At 63.1% G+C, this 22,825-nt stretch carries 26 protein-coding genes; 10 read left to right on the top strand and 16 right to left on the bottom strand.

Going from position 1 to position 22,825, the window contains the following annotated elements:
- On the bottom strand, positions 1–870 hold the full coding sequence (gene purU / locus ACWBU6_RS11480) for a formyltetrahydrofolate deformylase (protein WP_452648914.1): 870 nt from the start codon (positions 868–870) through the stop codon (positions 1–3).
- Between the two features lie 102 nt (positions 871–972).
- Between purU and ACWBU6_RS11475 the strand changes: the two genes are divergently transcribed.
- From ACWBU6_RS11475 to ACWBU6_RS11465, 3 genes are all read left to right on the top strand, one after another.
- Positions 973–1,983, top strand: coding sequence for an NADP-dependent oxidoreductase (locus ACWBU6_RS11475; RefSeq protein ID WP_452648913.1), 1,011 nt, complete (start codon positions 973–975; stop codon positions 1,981–1,983).
- Positions 1,984–2,041: 58 nt separating this feature from the next.
- Complete coding sequence (locus ACWBU6_RS11470) at positions 2,042–2,587, top strand: hemerythrin domain-containing protein (RefSeq protein WP_452648912.1); 546 nt, start codon at positions 2,042–2,044, stop codon at positions 2,585–2,587.
- A 121-nt stretch (positions 2,588–2,708) separates the two neighbouring features.
- On the top strand, positions 2,709–2,996 hold the full coding sequence (locus ACWBU6_RS11465; RefSeq protein WP_452648911.1) for a KGG domain-containing protein: 288 nt from the start codon (positions 2,709–2,711) through the stop codon (positions 2,994–2,996).
- Here ACWBU6_RS11465 and ACWBU6_RS11460 read toward each other — a convergent pair.
- From ACWBU6_RS11460 to modA, 9 genes are all read right to left on the bottom strand, one after another.
- Positions 2,993–3,232 (bottom strand): alpha/beta fold hydrolase, encoded by a 240-nt coding sequence (locus ACWBU6_RS11460; protein WP_452648910.1) that lies wholly within the window; start codon positions 3,230–3,232, stop codon positions 2,993–2,995. The genes ACWBU6_RS11465 and ACWBU6_RS11460 overlap by 4 nt on opposite strands.
- A 137-nt stretch (positions 3,233–3,369) precedes the next feature.
- Positions 3,370–3,522, bottom strand: a complete 153-nt coding sequence (locus tag ACWBU6_RS11455) for a hypothetical protein (RefSeq protein ID WP_452648909.1) — start codon at positions 3,520–3,522, stop codon at positions 3,370–3,372.
- A gap of 65 nt (positions 3,523–3,587) precedes the next feature.
- Entirely contained in the window at positions 3,588–4,607 is a 1,020-nt protein-coding gene (locus tag ACWBU6_RS11450) for a hypothetical protein (protein WP_452648908.1), read from the bottom strand.
- A gap of 1 nt (position 4,608) precedes the next feature.
- On the bottom strand, positions 4,609–6,807 hold the full coding sequence (locus ACWBU6_RS11445) for an FAD-binding protein (RefSeq protein ID WP_452648907.1): 2,199 nt from the start codon (positions 6,805–6,807) through the stop codon (positions 4,609–4,611).
- A 4-nt stretch (positions 6,808–6,811) separates the two neighbouring features.
- A complete protein-coding gene (locus ACWBU6_RS11440; protein WP_452648906.1) occupies positions 6,812–7,174 on the bottom strand; it encodes a DUF805 domain-containing protein in 363 nt (120 codons plus the stop codon).
- A gap of 78 nt (positions 7,175–7,252) precedes the next feature.
- Positions 7,253–8,053, bottom strand: a complete 801-nt coding sequence (locus ACWBU6_RS11435) for a TOBE domain-containing protein (RefSeq protein WP_452648905.1) — start codon at positions 8,051–8,053, stop codon at positions 7,253–7,255.
- Positions 8,046–8,726, bottom strand: a complete 681-nt coding sequence (locus tag ACWBU6_RS11430; RefSeq protein WP_452648904.1) for an ATP-binding cassette domain-containing protein — start codon at positions 8,724–8,726, stop codon at positions 8,046–8,048. Before ACWBU6_RS11430 ends, ACWBU6_RS11435 begins: the two co-directional genes overlap by 8 nt.
- Positions 8,723–9,397 carry a molybdate ABC transporter permease subunit gene (gene modB, locus ACWBU6_RS11425; RefSeq protein ID WP_452648903.1) on the bottom strand — a complete coding sequence of 225 codons (675 nt, stop codon included), beginning with the start codon at positions 9,395–9,397 and terminating at the stop codon, positions 8,723–8,725. The genes ACWBU6_RS11430 and modB overlap by 4 nt, the downstream gene beginning before the upstream one ends.
- A gap of 3 nt (positions 9,398–9,400) precedes the next feature.
- A complete protein-coding gene (modA, locus tag ACWBU6_RS11420; RefSeq protein WP_452648902.1) occupies positions 9,401–10,141 on the bottom strand; it encodes a molybdate ABC transporter substrate-binding protein in 741 nt (246 codons plus the stop codon).
- A 111-nt stretch (positions 10,142–10,252) separates the two neighbouring features.
- On the opposite strand from modA, the gene ACWBU6_RS11415 reads away from it, so the two are divergent.
- From ACWBU6_RS11415 to cydX, 5 genes are read left to right on the top strand one after another with little or no spacing between them, the layout of a single operon-like run.
- On the top strand, positions 10,253–10,837 hold the full coding sequence (locus ACWBU6_RS11415) for a GbsR/MarR family transcriptional regulator (RefSeq protein ID WP_452648901.1): 585 nt from the start codon (positions 10,253–10,255) through the stop codon (positions 10,835–10,837).
- Positions 10,834–11,019 (top strand): cytochrome oxidase putative small subunit CydP, encoded by a 186-nt coding sequence (gene cydP, locus ACWBU6_RS11410; protein ID WP_452648900.1) that lies wholly within the window; start codon positions 10,834–10,836, stop codon positions 11,017–11,019. Before ACWBU6_RS11415 ends, cydP begins: the two co-directional genes overlap by 4 nt.
- A gap of 3 nt (positions 11,020–11,022) precedes the next feature.
- Entirely contained in the window at positions 11,023–12,579 is a 1,557-nt protein-coding gene (locus ACWBU6_RS11405; protein ID WP_452649556.1) for a cytochrome ubiquinol oxidase subunit I, read from the top strand.
- Entirely contained in the window at positions 12,576–13,718 is a 1,143-nt protein-coding gene (gene cydB / locus ACWBU6_RS11400; RefSeq protein WP_452648899.1) for a cytochrome d ubiquinol oxidase subunit II, read from the top strand. Before ACWBU6_RS11405 ends, cydB begins: the two co-directional genes overlap by 4 nt.
- 12 nt (positions 13,719–13,730) lie before the next feature.
- Positions 13,731–13,883: a cytochrome bd-I oxidase subunit CydX gene (cydX, locus tag ACWBU6_RS11395; RefSeq protein ID WP_452648898.1), complete on the top strand. Its 153-nt coding sequence runs from the start codon at positions 13,731–13,733 to the stop codon at positions 13,881–13,883.
- Positions 13,884–13,927: 44 nt separating this feature from the next.
- Here cydX and ACWBU6_RS11390 read toward each other — a convergent pair whose 3' ends face one another.
- Together ACWBU6_RS11390 and ACWBU6_RS11385 are read right to left on the bottom strand one after the other, a co-directional pair.
- Positions 13,928–14,143 (bottom strand): DUF7661 family protein, encoded by a 216-nt coding sequence (locus ACWBU6_RS11390; RefSeq protein ID WP_452648897.1) that lies wholly within the window; start codon positions 14,141–14,143, stop codon positions 13,928–13,930.
- Positions 14,144–14,989: an endonuclease gene (locus ACWBU6_RS11385; protein WP_452648896.1), complete on the bottom strand. Its 846-nt coding sequence runs from the start codon at positions 14,987–14,989 to the stop codon at positions 14,144–14,146.
- A gap of 26 nt (positions 14,990–15,015) precedes the next feature.
- Here ACWBU6_RS11385 and ACWBU6_RS11380 point away from each other — a divergent pair, with 26 nt between their 5' ends.
- Positions 15,016–15,513, top strand: a complete 498-nt coding sequence (locus tag ACWBU6_RS11380; RefSeq protein WP_452648895.1) for a YgjP-like metallopeptidase domain-containing protein — start codon at positions 15,016–15,018, stop codon at positions 15,511–15,513.
- A 71-nt stretch (positions 15,514–15,584) separates the two neighbouring features.
- Here ACWBU6_RS11380 and ACWBU6_RS11375 read toward each other — a convergent pair whose 3' ends face one another.
- From ACWBU6_RS11375 to ACWBU6_RS11365, 3 genes are read right to left on the bottom strand one after another with little or no spacing between them, the layout of a single operon-like run.
- The gene (locus ACWBU6_RS11375) at positions 15,585–16,121 is read right to left on the bottom strand and encodes an LOG family protein (protein ID WP_452648894.1); all 537 of its coding nucleotides are present in this window, start codon (positions 16,119–16,121) and stop codon (positions 15,585–15,587) included.
- Complete coding sequence (locus ACWBU6_RS11370; protein WP_055934831.1) at positions 16,118–16,783, bottom strand: TetR/AcrR family transcriptional regulator; 666 nt, start codon at positions 16,781–16,783, stop codon at positions 16,118–16,120. Before ACWBU6_RS11370 ends, ACWBU6_RS11375 begins: the two co-directional genes overlap by 4 nt.
- Positions 16,784–16,841: 58 nt before the next feature.
- The gene (locus ACWBU6_RS11365) at positions 16,842–17,189 is read right to left on the bottom strand and encodes a phasin family protein (protein ID WP_452648893.1); all 348 of its coding nucleotides are present in this window, start codon (positions 17,187–17,189) and stop codon (positions 16,842–16,844) included.
- 84 nt (positions 17,190–17,273) lie between these two features.
- Here ACWBU6_RS11365 and ACWBU6_RS11360 point away from each other — a divergent pair, with 84 nt between their 5' ends.
- A complete protein-coding gene (locus tag ACWBU6_RS11360) occupies positions 17,274–19,178 on the top strand; it encodes a SagB/ThcOx family dehydrogenase (RefSeq protein ID WP_452648892.1) in 1,905 nt (634 codons plus the stop codon).
- Here ACWBU6_RS11360 and ACWBU6_RS11355 read toward each other — a convergent pair.
- The gene (locus ACWBU6_RS11355; RefSeq protein ID WP_452648891.1) at positions 19,175–22,798 is read right to left on the bottom strand and encodes an EAL domain-containing protein; all 3,624 of its coding nucleotides are present in this window, start codon (positions 22,796–22,798) and stop codon (positions 19,175–19,177) included. The two genes, ACWBU6_RS11360 and ACWBU6_RS11355, sit on opposite strands and share 4 nt — an antisense overlap.
- Positions 22,799–22,825: the final 27 nt, after the last annotated feature.

Raw genomic sequence — 22,825 nt, 5'->3', positions numbered from 1 at the left:
TTATTTGAAGATTACAGTTCGATCGCCGTTCAGCAGAATGCGGTGTTCGACGAACCATTTCACAGCGCGCGCCAGCACCACGCACTCAACGTCGCGGCCGATGGCGGTCAAGGCATCCGAATCCATGGCGTGGTCGACGCGTTCGACGTCCTGCTCGATGATCGGGCCTTCATCCAGGTCGCCCGTCACGAAATGGGCGGTGGCGCCAATCAGTTTCACGCCGCGCTTGTGCGCCTGCGCGTACGGCTTGGCGCCCTTGAAGCTGGGCAGGAAGGAGTGATGAATATTGATCGCCTTCCCTTTCAGTCGCTCGCACATCGACGGCGACAGGATCTGCATATAACGCGCCAGCACCACCAGGTCCACCTTATGGGTATCCATCAGCTCCGCGATGCGTGCCTCCTGCGCCAGCTTGGCCTCCTCCGGCGCACCGGTTGCCAGCGGCAAGTGATGGAACGGAATGTTATAACTGGCCGCCAGCTGGTAAAAGTCCATGTGGTTGGACACGATGGCCGGAATCTCGACCGGCAGCAGGCCGCTCTTATAGCGGAACAGCAGGTCGTTCAGGCAGTGGCCGATCCTGGACACCATGAGCATCACGCGCGGCTTGGCGTGCGCGTCGTGCAGCGCCCATTCCATGCCCATGGTCTCGGCCACCTTGGCGAAGTCCGCGCGCAGCACGGCATCGCCAAACGCCGCATCTTCGCGCGCAAAATGCACGCGCATGAAGAAACGTTGCGTTTCCGCGTCACCAAACTGGGCCGAATCGATGATGTTGCAGCCATGTTCCGCCAGGAATCCCGATACACGATGAACGATGCCGCGCTGGTCGTGGCAAGAGAGCGTAAGGATGTATTCTGGGTGATTCATGGCAGTTCAGGTCATGGGCGGGACGGTATTGTCGCATGAACATTGCCACGGCTGCCAAATTCCGGAATAGAATGACCGTACTATTTCTAAAAAGGAGCAAAAATGGAGAACACCCAGTTCCGCCTCGCCGCCCGCCCGGTCGGCCTGCCCAAGGACAGCGACTGGCAAGTCACGCAAGAGCCGGTGCGCGAGCTGGCCGACGGTGAAGTGCTGGTCAAGACGCGCTACCTGTCGCTCGACCCGGCCATGCGCGGCTGGATGAACGACGCCAAATCGTATATCCGTCCGGTCGGCATTGGCGAAGTCATGCGTGCCGGCGGCCTGGGCGAAGTGGTGGCCTCCAAGTCGCCGCGCTTTGCCGTGGGCGACCAGGTGGGCGGCGGTTTCGGCGTCCAGCAGTACTGGGTTGGCGCCGCCGACGACCGCCACGCCGGCCTGCACAAGATCGACACCCGTCTGGCGCCGGCCACCACCTGGCTCAACACCCTTGGCATGCCGGGCATGACAGCCTACTTCGGCCTGCTGGAAGTGGGCCAGCCGAAGGCCGGCGAAACCGTCGTCGTATCCGGCGCGGCCGGCGCTGTCGGCCAAACTGTCGGCCAGCTTGCCAAACAGCTCGGCTGCCGTGTGGTCGGCATTGCCGGCGGCAAGGAAAAGTGCGACTTCGTGGTCAATGAGCTTGGCTTTGACGCCTGCATCGACTACAAGGGCGGCGACGTGCGTGCCGGCCTGAAGGAACACTGTCCAAATGGCGTTGACGTATACTTTGACAACGTAGGTGGCGACATCCTCGACATCGTTCTCACGCGCATCAACCTGAAGGCCCGCATCGTGATCTGCGGCGCAATTTCGCAGTACAACAACACGACGGCGGTCAAAGGCCCGGCCAACTACCTGTCGCTTCTGGTAAACCGCGCGCGAATGGAAGGCATGGTCGTCTTCGACTACGCCGACCGCTACCACGTGGCCGTTGCCGCGCTCGGCAAATGGCTGCAGGAAGGCAAGATCAAAAGCCGGGAAGATGTGGTGCAAGGCATCGAGCAATTCCCGCAGGCGCTGACGATGCTGTTCGAAGGCAAGAACTTCGGCAAGCTGGTCCTGCAGGTCGCCTGACCGCCCTTCCCCTGCGGCTCCTTGTGCGCGGCCCAACCGACGCAGCGAAGGAGCCAGCATGAGCCAGCAAAACCAGAACGCCACGGCCAAGGATGCCGTGGCGCTCCTCACCTCCGACCACGACAAGGTCAAGAAACTTTTCCGCGAGTTTGAAAAATGCGACGCCGCGCACCAGGGCCTGAAGCATGACCTGGCGCAGCAAATCTGCATGGACCTGACTATCCACGCAACGATGGAAGAAGAAATCTTCTATCCCGCCGTGCGCGCCGACACCGGCGCGCAGCAACAAGTCGATGAAGCGCTGGAAGAACACGGCACCATCAAGGAGCTGGTCGAACATATTCGCGGCATGGCGACCGGCGACAGCGAGCTCGATGGCGCGGTGCAGAAACTGCGCGAATGCGTGGAGCATCACGTCGCCGAAGAAGAACAGGAAATGTTCCCCACGGTGCGGCAAAGCGATGCCGACCTGGTTCAAATGTGCGAGCAGTTGAAAGAGCGCAAGGAAGAATTGGAGCACGATTTCGGCGCCCAGCCCGTGCGCGGCAACAACACGGCTGAAGCCGAAGGCGAGCGTTCGGCCACCGGCCAGGCCGGTTCCTGATGTCGAAAAAATAATTTGAACTTTTACCGCAGACCTTTCCTCAAAGCCCAAGAAGCAGCCACGACGCTGCTTCCGGCCCGGGCCCGCGCCCGGATTCTTGGGCACATTGAGGAGGTGGATCATGGCGACACAGGACGAGCAGGTCAGGACCGGCAATGGCAAACGCGGCTTCGCGGCGATGGACAAGGAAACCCAGCGCATGATTGCCAGCAAGGGCGGCCAGGCCGCGCACCAGAAAGGTACGGCGCATGAATTCACCCCGGAAGAAGCGCGCCGCGCCGGCCAGAAAGGCGGCGAAGTGGTAAGCCGCAACCGCGAGCACATGGCGGAAATCGGGCGCAAGGGCGGCGAGAGTCGGCAAACCGCGCGCCATGGCAACCGGCAGGGGGAAAAAGGCGAGCCTGGCTAAGGCCGCCCTGACGATCGGCGGCCGGGCCTCGCATCCTGCAGGATGCGTGCCAGCGCCTGCTGGAACAGTTCCGGCGCCTCGCTCTGCGGGATATGCCCGGCACGCGGGATGCGCACGATTTGTGCGCCGAGAATCCGGCGTTGCAGGTTCTCCGCCTGCGACAGGGGCGTGATCGTGCCGGTCTCGCCCCACAGCAAGGTCACCGGCCGGCAATTCCGGCAGCCTGGCCGCGACATGCCTGTAGCTGCCATCCAGCGCCAGGGGCTGGCTGACCCAGCGCCAGCGCAGGATGGACTGCAGCAAGCTATCGCCCGGCGCCTGTGCGCCATCCAGTCCCGGCGCGGCATCCACCAGCCCCGCGTTGTCAAGCGCCCTACGCAAGCGCTGCCTGCTGCTTGCCGTATTCGCCCGATTCGGGCGGGATCGAGGAGCCGAAAGGCGGCATATCGAACGCGATCGCCTGGTAGCCCAGGCTGGTGGCCGGCGCTTCGCGCTGGCCGGTCTGGCGCCCTTCCGCCTGCCGCACGGCAAAGACGCCCCGCGCGGCCGCGGCGCCGGCCAGGCGCCAGCAGCGTGTAGCCCAGCAGGCGCTTAATAGTCATAAACGTGTTCGACTTCCACCCCCTGGCGCGGAGCGTCGACCAGGTAGCGCGACAGCGCTGCCACCCGCATCACCAGCGCCACGCGCTTGCGCCCCGGTTCGGTCAGTATCGGCTGTTCGAACAGCACCCGGGTGGCTGGCGGCGCTGCCGTGCCCTGCCCCCGCGTCAGCACCGTCACCAGGATCACGTCGCTGTTGCCGGCGATGTCCTGCAGCTGCACGTCCTGCAATCCGAGGCGCGTCGCAGCCAGGCGGAAGTCGTAATAGCGCGGCAATTCCAGCAGCGCGCGGCCATCGTCGAGCATGCGCAGCAGCTTGATGTTGGGCTGTTCGGCCAGGTCGTAAGGCTCGCGGTCGGCCACCACCTGGGTCGTCATCTGGGCCGGTTCGTAGGCTGCGCGGGTGCCCAGCTTGATCAACTGGCCGTACGCGGCCTTGACCAGGTATTCCGTCGTCAGCGCATAGCGCCGTTCCAGCTTGCGCAGCATATTGGCGCCGAACAGCGGCGTATCGGCCCACAGCCCTTTCAATTTGGCGCTGAAGTCGTACAGGTACCACGGCTCCTTGCGGATGAAATCGACGTAATCCTGCGCCACGCGTGCCCCGTATTCATCTTCCGGCGTGAGCGCGGATGCCGTGGCCCAACTGATGCGGCCCAGCGTGTTTTCATACAGCGAGCGCAAGCCGTATTCCAGCGTGGTGCTGCTGCCGATCACGCCGATCATGGCGTGATAGCCGGGGTTGCCGGGATATCTGGCGCGCACCTGTTCTTCGGTCACGGCCGCATAGCTGGTCCAGATCTGGCCCGCGTGCCCGAGGAAGGGGAAATTGTGGGCCGGATGCTTCTTCACATAGCGGGCGTATTCGGCCGGGCTGTGCACCAGGAACCATTCCGGGAAGGTCAGGAAAGTCTGCTCCACGCTGCGCCGCTGCTCCGGTGCAATCGGGCTTTCCGCGGAACTGGTCAGGCAAGCGGCCAGCAGGCTCAATGCCAGCAAGAGTTTGCGCATATCAGATCCGTTTGAAGGCCAGCAGGACGTTCGCGGACGGATCGCCTTCCTGCACGATACGTTCACCCGTGTGTTCGAAGCCGGCCGCTTCCACGCGCTTGATCCATTCGTCCACCGATGCGAAGAAGCGCAGCTCCGACGCATTGACGGCCCAGGGCTCGCCCAGGCCGGCGTTGAATACGCAGTGCGCCAGGCTGACAAAATCGTCCATCGCGCGGTCCTTCACGTCGTGGTCGCGCACCACGAAATAGCCGCCAGGGCGCACGATGCTGGCCACCGATGCCAGGAATGGCTCCAGCTTCTGCGGTGCCATATGGTGCAGGCCGGCGAAGCAGCTCACCAGGTCCGCGCTTTGCTCAGGCAGCTCGAGCGGCGCGTAGTCTTTCATGTGCACGAACCTGCCAACTTGCATCAGGCCGCCGCGTTCGACGATGTCGACCGCCGAATAGCCCGGCTCCTTGTCGTGCACCAGCGTCACCTTGCCCCTTAGCTTGAGATGCTTGCGCAGCGCTTTGACGTAGCGGCCGGTGGTGCCGATCTCCACATAGTCCCGCAACGGCTGGTCGCCCAGCAGGCGCCTGGCCTGGCTGCCCATCTCCTCTTTCTGCAAAGCCAGCGACGGCAGCGCGTAGCGCAGCTGGGACAGCGGCGGCGTAATGCCCGGCAGGCCGGCCTGCAAGGCACGGTAGATCGACTCCTCGTCGTGGTTCTCGGTGGTTGCCTTGCGGATCAGGGTGTGGAAGCGGTCTTCCGGGAACAGGTTGAAAATATTCTGCAGGAAGGAATAGAACTTGTCGGCCTCGCGCTCGCTGTCGTACACGGAATGGAACAGCGAACGGCGCGCGGCCTCGCCATCCGGATTCAGGTCCAGCGTCGGTGCATAGTACTTGTCCCACAGCGCGCCGCGCAGGCGATACTCCGGATCGAGCGCGCGCTTCAGCGCAAACAGTTCCTTGGCACGCGGGTAGGCGCGGTGGAACTGCTCATGCGTGCCGTGAAGCTGGTATGGCAGGTAGTACGTGCCGCCGCATTCCAGCACGGCGTCGATCAGCTCGCGCGTCCACACGCCGACGCGTTCGCGCGCATTGTCGCGCGTGCGCTGCTTGTGGTACAGCACGAAAGCGAAGGTTTCGCCGCGTGCCCATGCCAGCAGCGTGCCAGGATCCGACAGGGCGTGGCGGATCGAGATATTGATCGTGTTGACGCTATGCTTGGCAAGGATGGCCGACATTCTCGGCACGAATTCGTCCATGCGCGTGCAGGGCACGAAATACTCCTGCAGCACATAGGTGCGCTCGGTGCGGCCCAGGGGTTCCAGCTCCGCCGTGTCGTAGCCCGCCTCGTAGTTGCGCCAATGCACCTTCTTCTGCCGGTACAGCAGCGGGTCGAGCAGGTATTCGCGGCGCCATTTGCCGAACGGCGATTCGGACACCGACCACAGGAAGTACAGCTCGGCCAAGTAGGCACGGTTCAGTGGCTGCAGGCGCGGCTTGTCGGCCGGCAGGTCGGTGACGGTCCAGGTCACAGCGCGCGCCCGGTTGTAATACGGCGGATACAGGTCGGCGTTGTGGAAAGTGATCTCCTTGCGGCCGCGTACATTCACATCGAACCAGGCCGGGTAATCCTTGGTGGCCAGCTTCACGCTGCCGCGTTGCACGCGCGTGTTCGGCACCAGTTCCAGCTCCGCCTCGGCGATGATGCCGATCGCGCCATAGCCGCCGATGGCCGCGTAAAACAGCTCGCTGTTCTGCTGCGGGCTCGCCTCGCGCACTTCACCGCTGGCCAACACCAGCGTAATCGAGCGCACCGACAGCACCACCGGGCCCAGGCCCATGTAGCGCCCATGGGCGTTGACCGACAGCGTGCCGCCAACGGTAAAGTTGGCATAGGTCTGCATGATCTTCACGGACAGGCCGTGCGGATCGATAAAGCGCTGGATATCGCACCAGCGGATGCCTGTCTGCACGCGGATCAGGCGCTCTGCTGGAGAGAACTCGAGCACGCGGTTCATGCCGCGCAGATCGAGGTGCAGGCTGCCGGTGCTGGCCGTATGGCCGCCCATGCTGAAATGGCCGCCGCCGATGGAAATCGGCAGGCTGGTCTTGCGCAGTGCGTCCTGCAAATCCGCCGTGCTGCTTGGTGTCGCCACGGCGTAGACATTGATCGGATTGAGCTGGGTAACGTCGTTTACGGTTGGCATAGTCTTACTTTGCGATGTTCACTTGCAGGTAATCGTGGCGCGACAGCGGGTCATCGCCATAACGGTTCTTGCCTTCGCCACCGCGGCGGCCAAGCAGGAGCAATACCCAAAGTGGGCCCAGGATAGGAATCAACAGCAAAAGTAGACTCGGGCCGGAGCGGCCGATATCGTGCAGGCGCTGGGTGGACACGGCCAGCGCGCCCCATGTAAATGCCAGCGCAAACACTGCTGCGCCGGGATCGCCCAGCAGCTCGTTGGCAAGCATGCCGAAGGCCAGGCAGACCAGGCCTAATGCGATAACTCGTGACAGCCAGATGCGGCGATTGATGCGCCCCTGGCATCGGAAATATTTTGCTAGCAGTTCCATTTCATTTCCCACAAAGGACGGGGCGGGCCCGAAAAGTGGACTAGCTTAGCAAATCCTAAGAATGTTGCACAACGGAATTCATATCGGAACACCTATGATCACGCTGGATGCCTTGAACAAGGCGGTCGCTTCGACGCCCACATCAAGCTCCATCGCTTGCTCGCTGTCGCGCGTGACGGTGGCCGCGATGGTGCCGCCGCCAGGCAAGGCAAGCGTCACCTCGGAATTAACGGCACCAGGCTGCACGCGGCATACCGTCCCGCGCAACTGATTGCGCGCCGACAGTTTGCCGCTTGCGCCGGTCGCCAGGATGATCGAAGAAGCCTTAACTAAAGCGAAAGCTTCGGTTCCTTCTTGCAAACACAGGCTTTCTGCGCTCTCGTGTGTGATGATTGCAACAATCTCCTGCCCTCCAACAATGCGCAAAATGATTTCGTCGTTGACCGCGCCCGGCTTGATACGCGCGACTGTTCCCGAGAATTGATTGCGTGCGCTGGTTTTCATTTTCATTGATTGCAACAGGAGGTAATCATCTGCCAACCCTTGCGATTGGCGGCTCAGGTGTTTCATGAACACCGTGTGTTCGTACTCGATGCGGCGGAAATTCGCCACCAGCTGCGCACCGCGCTGCGTAAGCCGCGTGCCGCCTCCACCTTTGCCGCCGGCGGAGCGCTCCAGCAGCGCTTCGCCGGCCAGGTTATTCATCGCATCGATCGCATCCCACGCGGCCTTGTAGCTCATGCCGATCGCCTTTGCGCCTTGCGTGATCGAGCCGTGTTCGGCGATGCTGGCCAGCAGTTCGACGCGCTGGTGCCCGCCGAAGTCCTTGCCATCGAGCGTGATCCGAACTTCGCCTTGCAGGGCGACCTGCTTATCCATTGCTGTCCTCCCCGGCCACGCGGCCGTCCGCCATCGTCAATACATGGCCGCCGAAAGTGGCGGCATCGTCGGGATCGTGCGTAATCAACAGCATCGGGATATCGAGCCGCCGCTGCAGGCTATCGAGTTCGGCGCGCATGCGTACGCGCAGCGCGGGGTCCAGCGCTGCAAACGGCTCGTCGAGCAACAGTGCGCCTGGCTCCGCCACCAGCGCACGCGCCAGCGCCGCACGCTGCCGCTGGCCGCCGGACAGTTGCGCCGGCCGCTGGTGCGCCACCTCGGCCAGGCCGAAAGCTTCCAACCAGTAGCGCACCGCTTCCGGCTCGCCGCGCGGCGCCGGGTTGAACCAGGCGCGCTGCAGGCCGAAGCCGATATTCTGCCGTACGTTCAGGTGCGGGAACAGCGCATAGTCCTGGAACAGATACCCCACGCGCCGCTTGCGCGCCGGCACATCGATGCCCGCACTACTGTCGAACAGCTTCCGTCCATCCAGTTCGATCACGCCGCTATCCGGCCGCGACAGGCCGGCAATCGCCTTCAGCATCTGGCTCTTGCCCGCACCCGAAGCGCCATAGATCACTACGCGCTTGCTGGCCGACTCGAATTGCGCATCGAGCTGGAAACTGCGCTGGCCTGCGCGCAGGGTCTTGCGGATGTCCACCCTGATCGTCATGCTGCCCCCTGCGCGCGGTTCGGCACCAGGCGGTTGGCCGCCACCAGCACGATGACGCATGTCAGCGAAGTGATCATCACCAGCAGGTTCGCGGTATCGTCCTGCCCGGCCTGGACCGCCTCGTACACGGCAATCGACAGCGTCTGCGTCCTGCCGGGGATGCTGCCCGCCACCATCAGCGTGGCGCCGAATTCGCCCATCGAACGGGCGAAGGCCAGCAAGGTGCCGGCCAGTACGCCGCGCCACGCCAGCGGCAGGCTGACGCGCAAGAATACGCCGAGCGGGGCAACGCCTAGCACGCGGGCCGCCTGTTCCAGCTGCACGTCCACCGCTTCGAAGGCTGAACGGGCCCCTTTCAGCACCAGCGGGAAAGCAACCACCGCTGCCGCAATGACCGCACCTTGCCAGGTGAAAATCAGGTTGATGCCGAAATGTTCCAGTAGCCAATGGCCGATCGGGCCATTGCGGCCGATCAGCACCAGCAGGTAATAGCCAAGCACGGTGGGCGGCATCACCATCGGCAGCGTAAGCAAGGCATCCAGCACATCGCGGCCGGGAAAGCGGCCGCGCGCCAACAGGTAGCCGAAGCCGACACCCAGCACCAGGTCAATCACGGTGGCCCACAGCGCCACCTTCAGCGACAGGCCAAGTGCGATCAGTGCAGCATCCATTGCTTATGGCTTTCCGAATCCGTGGCGCGCCAGGATGGCTTGCCCGCCGGGCGACATGATGAAATCGGCAAAGGCGCGGCCGCCAGCGGCATTCGGCGCATTCCTGATCACTGCCAGCGGGTAGGTGATCGGCGCCGTGGTCGGCACCACGAACGCGGCGCGCACCTTATCGGCCTGCGCGGCAACGTCGGTCTGGTACACCAGGCCCGCCTCGACCTCCCCGCGCGCGATGTAATCAAGGCTTTGGCGCACATTGCTGCCAAACACGAACTTCGGCTCCAGTTCCCACCACAACCCGGCTTTTTCCAATGCGCTGCGGGTATAGCGCCCCACCGGCACGCTGGCCGGATTGCCGGTGGTCAGGCGCTGCAGCGCCGGCTGGCGCAGGTCGGCCAGCGTCCGCAGGTCGCGCTTGCTGCCGAACGGTACCGCGACCACCAGCCGGTTGCTGGCGAAATCGCGGCGGCTGCCCGGCGCCAGGTGCGGCTCGGCCTTGCCCATCGCTTCCTGGTCGGCGGAGGCGAACACGTCGACCGGCGCGCCCTTGGCAATCTGGGCCACCAGCGCATCGGATGCAGCAAAGTTCAGCAAGACCTTGTCGCCCGGATGGGCCGCTTCGAAAGCGGCTGCCGCCTCCCGGAAAGCGTTATTCAGGCTGGCAGCGGCGGATACGGTGATCTCGGCAGCAGAGGCGGCGCCGGCGGCGCACAACAGCAGGACAGCAGTGATACGTTTCATCAGCATTCCTTTCCAAAAGCGCAATATACACAATTATACAGCGCAAAGTTTTTTGAATAGTCTTATAATTTCAGGAAATCCTGAAACTTCAAAAAACTCAAGAAGGCAGATCAAGAAATGGTAAATCTGAGCCCCCTCGCGCAAAAATTCATCCTCCACTTCGGCGAAATGGGCAGCCGCTGGGGGATCAACCGTACCGTCGGCCAAATCTATGCCTTGCTCTATGTCAGCAACCGCCCCTTGAACGCCGATGAGATCGCCGAGCACCTGGAATTCTCGCGCTCCAACGTTTCCATGGGCCTGAAGGAACTGCAATCGTGGCGCCTGGTCAAGCTGCTGCACCAGCCGAACGACCGCCGTGAATATTTCGAACCGCCGAAAGACGTGTGGGACATCTTCAAGGCCCTGCTGGAAGAACGCCGCCGCCGCGAAGTCGAGCCGACCCTGTCGATGCTGCGCGACGCCATGCTGGAATCGGCCTCCACGGCGGAAGACCGCTATGCGCAGGAACGCATGCGCGAAATGTATGAGCTGATCGAGCTTTCCAGTTCCTGGTTCGACGACGTGCAGCGCCTGTCGCCCGACACCCTGGCCTCCCTGATGAAGATGGGCTCCACCGTCAAGAAGCTGCTCGATGTCGGCGACGCGGTGCGCGGCAAGTTCCGCCCCAGCCGCAGCGAAGCCGAAGAGGACAGCAAGTGAAGCCCCCCGCCGGCCACAGCCTGGCGCTGGCGATCACGGTCGCATTGGCAGTGAAGGTCTTGCTGCTGTACGGCCTGTGGTACGCCTTTTTCTCGCATCCCCAAACCACGAAAATGCGGCTGCCGGCCGGGCAGGTGGAAAGCCACCTGCTCTCGGCGCCCGCGAAACCTGGCGAAAAGTGAATGATGGCCCCCGTCGATGAAGTCGTCGCCCTGTCCCGGCTGCAGTTCGGGCTTACGGCGCTATACCATTTCCTGTTTGTCCCGCTGACGCTGGGACTGTCCTGGATCCTGGTCATCATGGAGTCGGTCTATGTGATGACCGGCCGCGAAATCTACCGCGACATGACCAGGTTCTGGGGCAAGCTGTTCGGCATCAACTTCGCCATGGGCGTCACCACCGGCATCACGCTGGAATTCCAGTTCGGCACCAACTGGGCTTACTACTCGCACTACGTGGGCGATATCTTCGGCACCCCGCTGGCGATTGAAGGCATGATGGCCTTTTTCCTCGAATCGACCTTCGTCGGCCTGTTCTTCTTCGGCTGGGACAAGCTTTCCAGGCGCCAGCACCTGCTTGTGACCTTCCTGGTGGCGCTCGGCTCCAGCCTGTCCGCGCTGTGGATCCTGATTGCCAACGGCTGGATGAACCACCCGGTCGGCGCGCAGTTCAATTACGAAACCATGCGCATGGAGCTGGCCAGCATCTCCGACGTGATCTTCAATCCGGTGGCACAAGTGAAGTTCGTGCACACCGTCGCTGCCGGCTACGTGACGGCCTCCATGTTCGTGCTTGGCGTCTCTGCCTGGTATTTGCTGAAAGCGCGCGACGTGGCCTTTGCCCTGCGCTCGTTCGCCATTGCAGCCGGCTTTGGCCTGGCGTCGACGCTGTCCGTCATCGTGCTGGGGGATGAATCCGGCTATACGGCGGGCGAAGTAAACAAGGTCAAGCTGGCCGCCATTGAAGCCGAATGGCATACCGCCCCCGCCCCGGCAGGCATTACGGTCTTCGGCCTGCCCAACGACGAGGAGCAGCGCACCGATTACGCGGTGAAGATCCCCTATGTACTGGGCCTGATCGCTACGCGCTCGGTCGACAGGCAAGTGACCGGCATCAAGGACTTGAAGCTCGAGCATGAACTCCGCATCCGCAACGGCATGCAAGCCTACGCCGCCCTGGCCCGCCTCAAATCGGGCGACAAATCGCCTGAAGCAGTTGCCGCCTTCAAGGCCCTGCAGGAGGACCTGGGCTACGGCCTGCTGCTGAAGAAATACACGCCAAATGTGATCGACGCCACCGAAGCGCAAATCAGGATGGCGGTGGACGACACAATCCCCAAGGTTGCCCCGCTTTTCTGGGCCTTCCGCGGCATGGTGGGGCTGGGGATCATGTTCCTGTTCATCTTCAGCGCCTCGTTCTACTTCCTGGTCCGCCAGCGCCTGGCACCGCAGCGCTGGCTGCTCAAGCTGGCCGTGTTAGCAATCCCGCTTCCCTGGATCGCCGCGGAACTGGGCTGGATCGTGGCGGAGTACGGCCGCCAACCCTGGACGATTGCGGGAATCCTGCCGACGCACCTGTCCGCATCCAGCGTGCCGCCATCGAACCTGTACTTCAGCCTGGCCGGCTTCGCCCTGTTCTATACAGTGCTGCTGGTGATTGAAATGAAGCTGATGTTCAAGTACGCCCGCCTCGGCCCAAGCGCCCTGCATACCGGCAAATACCATTGGGAGCAGCAATCATGATCTTCGATTACGAGACGTATAAGGTGATCTGGTGGTGCTTCGTCGCCGTGCTGCTGCTGGGCTTTGCGCTGACCGACGGCTTTGACTTCGGCGTCGGCATGTCCCTGCCCTTCCTCGGCAAGGACGACACCGAACGGCGTGTCATCATCAACACCATCGGCCCGACATGGGAAGGCAACCAGACCTGGTTCATCGCCGCTGGCGGCACGCTGTTCGCGGCCTGGCCGCTGGTCTATGCCGCCGCATTTTCCAGCCTTTACATCGCGCTGATCGTGGCCCTGTTTGCCCTGTTCTTCCGTCCCGTCGGATTCGATTACCGCAGCAAGGTTGCCGACCCGCGCTGGCGCAATGCCTGGGACTGGGGCCTGTTCATTGGTGGCTTTGTACCGCCGCTGATCTTCGGCGTCGGCATGGGCAATGTCTTGCAAGGCATTCCATTCCGCTACGACGACCTGCTGCGCCTTGAATACACCGGCAACTTTTTCCAGTTGCTGAATCCATTCGGCCTGCTGTCCGGAGTGCTGGCCGTCGCCATGCTGGCCATGCACGGCGCCACCTTCCTGCACCCGAAAACGGAAGGCGTGATTGCCGACCGCGCCCGCCGCATGGCAATAGGTGCCGCCGGGCTGACCATCGTATTGTTCGCGGCTGCTGGAGTTTGGGTCGCCACGTCCCTGCCAGGCTACCGCATCACCGCCATGCCGGATGCCGGCACAGCTTTCATGCCTCCCGCGAAAACGGTGGTTGTAGCCGCCGGCGCCTGGATGGACAACTATTCGCGCTGGCCGCTGACGCTGGCCTTCCCGGCGGCAGCCTTCCTGGGCGCCCTGCTGGCAATCGTCTTCAGCGCCGCGCGCCGCACCGTGGCAGCCTTCCTTGCCAGCGGCATGAGCGTGGCCGGCGTCCTGCTCACCGCCGGAGGCGCCATGTTCCCCTTCGTGCTGCCTTCCTCGCTGATGCCCTCGCACAGCCTGACCGCGTGGGATGCCACCTCCAGCCACAAGACGCTGGCCGTGATGTTCTGGGTCGTAGCAATCATGCTGCCAATTGTCGTGATGTACACAAGCTGGGTATACCGGGTGGTGCGCGGCAAGGTGACCACTGCCCACATCCTCGACAACGAACACACCGCTTATTGAAAGGAATCGGACATGTGGTACTTCACCTGGATCCTGGGTATCTGCGTCGCCATCTTCGCTGGCGTCATCAACGTGATGTGGCTGGAGGCCAACTACGCTTTCGGTGAACGCAACGAAGACCTGACCCGCTCCCGCTTCGAATCCGCGCGCGATGCCGATCCGTGACGGTCGCCGCGTCGCGGCAACGCTAACCCGCGTGGAGGAAGAAGTTACGCTATCCTGGTCACTTCCGGATAAGCGGGACGTGCATCTTCGTGAAACAGATCGCCGAGGTAGAGTGCCAGATCCGCCTCCTCGACATCGTGCGGAATGACGAAATCGGCCGGGCGGCGTTTGCCGTCCGAACCAGGATAGAAGGCGGCCCATTGGCTGCCCTGGCGCTCGATATGGATGCGCGTGCCGAAAACATTGAACTTCAACGACATTCAGAGCTCCTCGATGCGTAAGGCGCCCGTCTGCAACGGGCGCACGAGGATATTGTACACATCGATATCGAAGCTGGCAGTTGCGGGCCGCGGCTTGTCGACACCGAGGTAGCACCAGCGGTCGACGATTGCACGCTGGCGCAAGCCTCCCGATTCCTCGACGATTGCCACCGCACCAGCGAACGGCCAGCGTGTCACGCGCAATGGCGCCAGCGCCAGCCGCACGCGTGCTGCGTGCTCGGCCGCCGGTTCCTCGCCAGTGCAGGCGCCTTTGCAGCGCGCCACTTGCCGCGCAAAACATGGCCGGCCCGGCATGCCCTTCTCCAGCCCCGTTGCCACCGTACACAGGCCGCTCGCATGGACGACGTCGCGCAGCGTTTCGATGGCGGCCTTCTTGCTGCCGAACAGGCCGTACAGCTGCTCGGCCAGCGCAAAGTCCGTCTCGCGCGCGAAGACAATCTCTGGCTGGTCGCCCGCCATGCTGATCGAGCACATCTCGCGCAGCCGTCGCAGCTTGGAGTTGAAAACCGGCTGGTGCTGTTTGACCAGCTCCGATTCGCGCAGCAAGGCACCGATCTCGCCGCCGCTGCGCTCGAAGTCGATGGTGGCGGCGCGCGCCAGCATCTGCATTTCCTCTGCCGTGCGCATATGCGACAGCACCCGCGTGCGGATGTTCACGCTCTTGCCGATGTAGACCGGCTTGCCGGCGGCATCGCGGAAGATGTAAATACCCGGCAGCGATGGCAAGGCATCGATGCAATCTCTGGGGATGTGGGCGGGATAGCTGAAGTTCAAAACGGGGTCGCTGACCACCAGCAGTCCCACCGAATTGACGTGGGTGCGCATGCGGGCATGATACCATTCGGCCCGCCATGAAATACCTCAGCGCTTACTCAGAACAAACACTTTCCCAGGTCCGCCAGGCGATGGACCAGGGCCGCTTGGGCGAAGTGCTGCTGCAACGTTATCCGAAAGCCCACGATATCCGCAACGACCGTGCACTGTACGACTACGTCCAGGATTTGCGCAACGAGTTCCTGCGCAATGCGGCGCCGATCGATAAAGTGGCATTCGACAGCAAGATCCACGTGATCAACCACGCACTGGGCTTACACACCTCGGTATCACGCGTCCAGGGCGGAAAGCTGAAGGCCAAGCACGAGATCCGGGTCGCCACCATGTTCAGGGAGGTGCCGCTGGAATTCCTGCGGATGATCGCAGTGCACGAATTGGCCCACGTAAAAGAAAAACAACACGACAAGGCGTTCTACAAGCTGTGTACCTATATGGAGCCGAACTACCACCAGTACGAGTTCGACACCCGCCTATACCTGACCCACCTCGACGCCAGCGGCCAGCGCCTCTGGTAGGCGGCGCAGCGCATGCCTGGCGCGCTCGGTCGCCAATACTGCCTCCGCCAGCCGCTCGGCTGCATCCCTGCTCAGCATTTCAGGCTTTGCACCAGGGCAGCCGGCAAGCCGCTTACACGCACCAGGGCCGCGTGCTGCGGCTTGATAAAGCCCTCGTCGCGGGCGTGTTCGATGAAGCCGACCAGCTTGTCGTAGAAACCGTCCACGTTCAGCAGGCCAACCGGTTTGCTGTGGATGCCAAGCTGCGACCAGGTCAGCATCTCGAACAGTTCTTCCAGCGTCCCCATGCCGCCCGGCATGGCAATAAAGCCATCCGACAACTGCGCCATCATGGCTTTGCGCTCGTGCATGTCCTTGACGATGAACTGGCGCGTCAGGCCGGTGTGTCCCACCTCGCGCTCGACCAGGGCGGTCGGGATCACGCCGGTCACTTCGCCGCCAAGCCGCAGCACTTCGTCGGCGATCACGCCCATCAGGCCCACATTGCCGCCGCCGTACACCAGCGCCAGGTTCTGCTCCACCAGTGCCGCGGCCAGCGCACGGGCATGTTCGGCGTAACGGGGGGAAGCGCCGGCATTGGCGCCGCAATACACGCAAATCGATTTCATTTGAGCTTCTTCAGGTATTCTTCGGACAGTTTCTGGAACAGCAGGCTGGTCTCGCCGCGCAGGTATGGACCGATCTGGGACAGCACCTGATAGCAGCCGCGCGCCAGCGCATCGGCCATGGATTGCTGTTCGGAGTATTTGCGCGGGTTGCGCACGTATTCGTAGGACAGCCAATAAGTCGCCACCACCACCATATTCACCGACATCGCATCGATCGCCATGTCGCTCGCCTCCAGCGAACCTTCGCTGCGCAGGTCCAGGCACAGGTTGCGCGCCACCTTGATCTTGTGCGCCAGCAGTTCCTTGAATTCCAGTTCCAGCTTGCGGTTGCGCGACAGCAGGTCGTTCAGGTCGCGGTAGAAGAAGCGATAGCGCCAGATCAGCTCAAACATCAGGTGCAGGTACAGCCACACGTCCTCCACGTTCGAACGGCGGCCGCTCGGCACCTGCAGCATGCGCTCCGCTTCGGCCTTGAACTGGACGAAGATGGAATTGACGATGTCGTCCTTGTTCCTGAAATGGTAATAGAGGTTCCCCGGGGAGATATTCATCTCCTCGGCAATGACAGTGGTCGTGATGTTTGGCTCGCCGAACTCGTTGAACAAGCGCAGCGAGAGTTCCAGGATGCGTTCGCGGGTTCGTCTTGGCGCTTTTTGTAGCATAACAGGGGGCTCTATTGTTTCCCCTGCAAGGATATCACTATTAGAAGTTTTCCAGAAGTTACGCTTTTTTCGTTGTGGCCTTTTTGACCGGCTTTTTCACCAAAGCCTTCAATTCCTCGACCTGGCGGCTCAATTCCTCCATCCGGTCGATCAGGGCGTTAATGTCCTGCCGCATCGGTACGCCAATCGACTCCAAGGCCCGGGTTACCCGCTCTTCGAACACTTTTTCCAGCGAGTTGACGGTTTCGCGTACATGTCCGGCGCGGTCGCCTTCGACCGCGCGGGCACGTTTTTGCAGGTCGGTGAAGGCCCCCAGCCCCGCCTTCCAGATTTCCTGTGCCGATTCGCGTACTGCCTTGGTCAGCCGTTCTTCGCTTTCCTCAAACGATTTCGTCTTTTTACCCATGGCGGCGGCTCCTGTATTGATTCCGGGGCCATTGTACGGCGCACTCTCTAGAACAGGGCTTCTAATGCGGTCTACAATGCCCGCATGGGGCCGAAAATCCTGTGGGTGCTGCTGCCGTTGGCGGTGTATGCCGCCCTGCTCGCGCTGGCGTGGCGCGGCAAGGCGCCGTCGCGCCTGGCGCTCAATCTGCACAGCAGCTTGCTGCTGGCAGCCTACCTGCTCTCCACTGCCGGACTGGGCTTGTTCTGGGTCGCCAACCAGCAATTGCCGGTATTTGACTGGCATTACCTGTTCGGCTATGTGACGCTGTTGCTGCTGTCGCTGCATTTGTTTTTCAATCTGCCGACAGCCTTGCGCTGGCTGCGGCAGCGGCGGGAAACGCCGCGCGCGGAGAGGGCAAAGCCGGCAACGCCCGGGTCCCGCCCCTTCGGCAGCCGGCGCGCCAGTGTGCGCGCCGTCGGCGCGGCCGGGGCCCTGGCGCTGGCGTTTGCGCTGGGGGCGCACTGGAGCGGACAGGGAAGGCGGACCGCTCCCGGCTCACCGGAGGCGGACGGCGATGCCGCCGCCATCGCAACCGTACTGCGCTATCACGACGCATCGTCCACCTCCCGCAGCGGCGTACTGCGCCGCGCTCCCGCCGTGGATTGGGGGACGCAGCCCGCTCCCTTCAAAGCCTATCCGGCAGCGCCCCACATTGCACTGCCGCGCGCGCTGCCGGACGATCCTGGCACACGCAGCCTCGGCGCCATGCTGCGCGGTTCAGCGACAAAGCCCTCGGCACGGGCACTTGATCTTGCGGCCGTGGGCCAGCTGCTGCACCTGACTGCGGGCGTCACCGCGCGGCGCGGCGGCCTGGCGCTGCGAGCGGCCCCCTCTTCCGGCGCGCTTTTCCCCGCCGAGCTTTACTTGCTGGTTCGGCGCGTGGATGGCTTGCAGCCGGGGCTTTACCACTTCGATCCCGGCCAGCACCGGCTGGCAAGGCTAGGCCAGCTTCCGGGCGGACTGCACACGGCCGATGCCGACGTACTGTTGGTGGTCTCGGCGGTGTTCCAGCGGACCGGCTACAAGTACCGCGACCGGGCCTACCGCTACGTCGGGGCCGATCTCGGGCACTTGCTGGAAAATGCACGGCTGGCGGGACACTATGTTGGTGCGCGGGCCACCCTGCTCCGGCAGTTTGATGAAATGGCGCTGGCGTCGCTATTCGGGCTCGATGGCTTGCAGGAAGGCGTGATTGCGGTGGCGGCATTCTCAGGCGCCGCTGCCTCCCCTCCGGCGCAGGCGGATATTGCGCCGCCGCCCGCCAGCGGGTCCCGGACAGCGCAGGCGGGCGGGCTTGGTGTGACGGGCCAGATCCATGCCGCCACCTCGCTCACCGTCCCGCAGGCGGTCAATGGCAGCGACACCGGCCAGGGCGGCGGCGGGGATGGGCTGCTAGCGCTGCCGGCCGGTGCCGCGGCTGAAATGGATCTGGCTCGCTCTATCCTGCAGCGCCGGAGCCAGCGCCGCTTCTCGGAGCGGCCGGTCGAACTGCGGCAGCTGGCGTCGATCCTGGCGGACATGGCGCAAGCGCCACTCCTGTCAGGCGCGCTGCATGCCGACCTGGTGGTCAATCGCGTGACGGGACTTAAACCAGGCGTCTACCGCTACCTGCCGGCCAAACATGCACTCCAGCCGGTACAGTCGGGCGACTTCGCCACGCAAGCCCGCAATGCAGCGCTGGACCAGGACGTCATCGGCGACGCCGCCGCAGTCCTGATCCTGTCGGCGGACAGCGCCCAGGCGCTCAAGCACGGCGCCCGCGGCTACCGCATGGCCTTCCTGGAAGCGGGCCTGATGGGACAGCGCTGGCTGCTCGGCGCCGTCGCCAGGGGATTGGGCGCCTGCCCGGTCGGCGCTTTTTACGACGACGAGGCGGCGGCGCTGGTCAAGGCGCAAAAAGGCCGCTGGGTCCTGCACTTCGCCGCCCTCGGCCGCGTGGACGACTAATTGAGGTACTGCGGCGCCCGGATCTGCGAATGCAGCCGGAATCCTTCGCGGATATTCTCGCGCAGCACCGCCCCCTTCCACGGCTTGGTGTAGAAGCGGTCGATGGCGCCGTGGTTGATGGCGGCCATGATAGGCGTCAAGTCGGCATAGGCCGACAGCATGATCCGGAAAGTATCCGGTGCCAGGTTCTTGACCCGCTCCATGAACTCGGTCCCTGTCATCATCGGCATGCACTGGTCGCACAGGATCACCTGCACGCGGTGCCGTGCCAGCACGTCGAATCCTTCCGCCGCCGTCTGCGCGGTCAGGATCTTGTAGCCGTCCTGCGCCAGGAAATCGCTCAGCACGTCGAGCATGAAGGCATCATCGTCGACAATCAGCAAGGTTTGCTGGTCGACGATGTTCTCGTCGCTCGGCGTTTGCAGGTGGCGGCCTTCGCGCAGCATCTGCACGAAGTCGTTCTCCGGCAAAGGCCGGCTGAAATAATAGCCCTGCATCTCATCGCAATCATGGCGCCGCAGGTAGGACAGTTGCGCATCCTTCTCCACGCCCTCCGCAATCACCTTCAGTTTCAGGCTGTGCGCCATATTGATGATGGCCAGCACAATCGCCGCATCATCCGGGTTGCTGGTCACCTCGCGCACGAAAGCGATGTCGATCTTCAGCTTGTCGATCGGGAAGCGTTTCAGGTATGCCAGCGACGAGTAACCGGTGCCGAAGTCGTCGATCGAAATCTTTACCCCGAGCGCCTTCAGGTTTTGCAGCACGGTGATGGTCTCTTCGGCATTGGACATCAGCGAACTTTCGGTCAGTTCCAGCTCCAGCAATTCGGGCGAGATATCGTTCTCCTTGATAGCCCGCATCACCTCTTCTTCCAGCCCGCCGACGAAGAACTGGATGCCGGACACGTTCACCGACAAATGCACCGCCCCAACGTCGCCCTTGGACCATTCGGCAATCTTGCGGCAGGACTCGTGGATCACCCAGCTTCCGACACGCACGATCAGGCCGGTTTCTTCCAGCAGCGGGATGAACAGCGCCGGCGACACCATGCCATGCCCTGGACGCTCCCAGCGCAGCAGCACTTCAGCGCCGCTGATGCGGCCGGAAGCGATATGCACCTTGGGCTGGTAGAACAGGCGGAATTCATTGTTGTCGATCGCGCGACGCAGCGCATTTTCCATATCCAGCCGCGCCAGCGATTGCGCATTCATCTCCGCGGTGAAGAAGCGGAAGGCATCGCGCCCGGCCTCCTTGGCGCGATACATCGCCGTATCGGCGTACTGGATCAGGGTGTCGGGATCGCTGCCATCGTCGGGGAATACCGAAATCCCTATGCTTGCCGTTACCGTCACTTCGTGCCCCTTCAAATCGAAGGGCTGGCGCATCGCCTCGCGGATCTTGTCGACCACTGCGATGGCATTCTGCGCCCCTTCCGGCAGCATCAGGATCGCGGCAAACTCGTCGCCGCCGAAGCGCCCGATGGTGTCGCGTACGCGCAGGCATTCCACCAGGCGGCTGGAGAACTGGCGCAACAGCTCGTCGCCGATCGTGTGGCCCAGGGTGTCGTTGATGTTCTTGAACCGGTCCATGTCGAGGAACAGCACCGCCAGCGCCCAGTTGTGCTCGGCCGCCTGCTTCAGCGACAGCATCAGCGAATCGTAGAACTGGCTGCGGTTCGGCAGGCCGGTCAGGGTATCGAAATGGGCCAGCTTGAGCAGGCGGCGCTCGGCCTCCTTGCGCTCCGTGATATCGCGCGCAACGGCCACCAGGATCCAGTTCTGGCCCGAGCGCAGCGTGCGGCGCTGTACCTCCACCGACAGCGGCGCACCGTCCTTGCATTCGAGCAGCAGCTCGGCCATTGCCCCGCTCTGGTCGCCCGCCAGCAGCTTGTCGTACAGGTCTTGCAGCGGTTGCAGGGCGGGATCGGGTTCGCGTTCCGGCCCCACTTTCAGGAATTCCTCGCGGGCGAAGCCCAGCATGCGGCAGGCCGTCACGTTGACGTCGATAAAGCAGGAATTGGCGCGGTCGACCAGGAAAATCGCGTCCGCCGTCGCGTCCATCGCCAGCCGGAAGCGGCGCAGGTCTTCGTCAAGCCTGATGCGCGCATTCATGTCCAGCTGGAGCTGTGCGTGGTGGCGGCTGATTTCCTCGTACAGCAGCAGGTTTTCGTAGGCGACCGAAATCTGTGCCGCCACCGTCACCGCCACCCGCTCATCGACTTCGTTGAACTCGTCGGCGCCAAGCTTGTCCACCAGGTACAGCCAGCCGTGCACCCGCTCGCGCGAAGCGATCGGCACACCGAGGAAGGAATGCACCTGCGGGTGCCCGACCGGCAGGCCGATCTCGCGCGGATCGCCGCCCAGGCGGCTCATGCGCACGGGCTGGCGTTGCTGCAGCAGGCTGTCGAGGATGCCGGCGCGCGGCTGGCTCGCCACCACCCTGGCCTGCTCACCCGCGCCGCAGGAAGCAAAGTAGCTGGTCTCCTGTGCATCCTGTTCCAGCACGCCGATGCAGGCGAAGCGCGACACGCAGATATTCTGCGCCACGCGCACCCCGATTTCGATCAGGCCTTGCGCGTCGCGTTCCGCGCCCAGCTCAATCCCCAGTTCGATCAGCGCGGTCAGGCGCAGGCTGACCGCCTGCAGGCTGGACAGGGAGCGCGACAGGCGCTCGGTCATCTGGTTCAGGTGTTCCGGCTCGCCATCGTGCGACTCGCCGTTATTGGCGATGCGCGTAATGAGCTGGCTGCTCGATTCCAGTTCGTCGATATACTCGGCGACCTTGTGCTCGATGTCGAACAGGCGCCCCTGGCTGGGCGGTTCCGGAGCAAATGCCGGCAGCGCCTCGCCCTGCTCCGCCATGCCTAGCGCCTGGTGCACCGTCTTCAGGATCACGTCCGGATCGGACGGCTTGGGCAGCACCCAGCGCACGCCGCAAGCCTCAGCCACCGCCATCGCTTCGCGCTCGCGGTAGGTGGCGGTATAGAAAATGATCGGCACGTCCGCCAGTTCCGGCTTGCTGCGGATGCGGTTGACGAACTCGTAGCCATCCATGTTGGGCATCAGGATGTCGGAAATGACCAGGTCCGGCCGCTCCGCCTCCATCACCTTCAAGCCTTCCATGCCGCTGGACGCTTCCAGCAAGCGATGGCCGCTGTAGCCGAGAAGCGTCATCAGGAACTCGCGGTTCAGCACATGGTCGTCGACGATCAGGATCGTCGCGATGTCGTTCTCATCCTGGGGCGACATCTCCCCCGGTAAAAAAGACTCGATCTGCGTGACGAAGGTATCGGGCTCGATCGGCTTGCCGATATAGCCGTCAAAGCCGGCAGCCAGCAGCTTTTCGCGGTCGCCGACCATGGCCAGCGCGGTCACCGCCAGCGCCGGGATGTCTTTCAGCTTGGGGTCTTGTTTCAGTTGGGCCACCACGCCGTAGCCATCGAGCTTGGGCAGGTGCACGTCGCAGATGATCAGGTCCGGTACTTCGCGGCGCGCCACCTCCACGCCTTCCTCGCCATTATGGGCCAGGAGCGGCTGATAGCCGAAGGCGCGGAGCAGGTACACCATCAGCTCCATATTCGTCGGGTTATCTTCGATAATCAGGATGCGTGCTGACATGGGTACTCCTGTCGATGTATCGCCTCT

Source organism: Pseudoduganella sp. HUAS MS19, from assembly GCF_053615455.1.
Note: the sequence above shows the minus strand (reverse complement) of the source record. Positions and strands in the feature narration are given on the sequence as shown.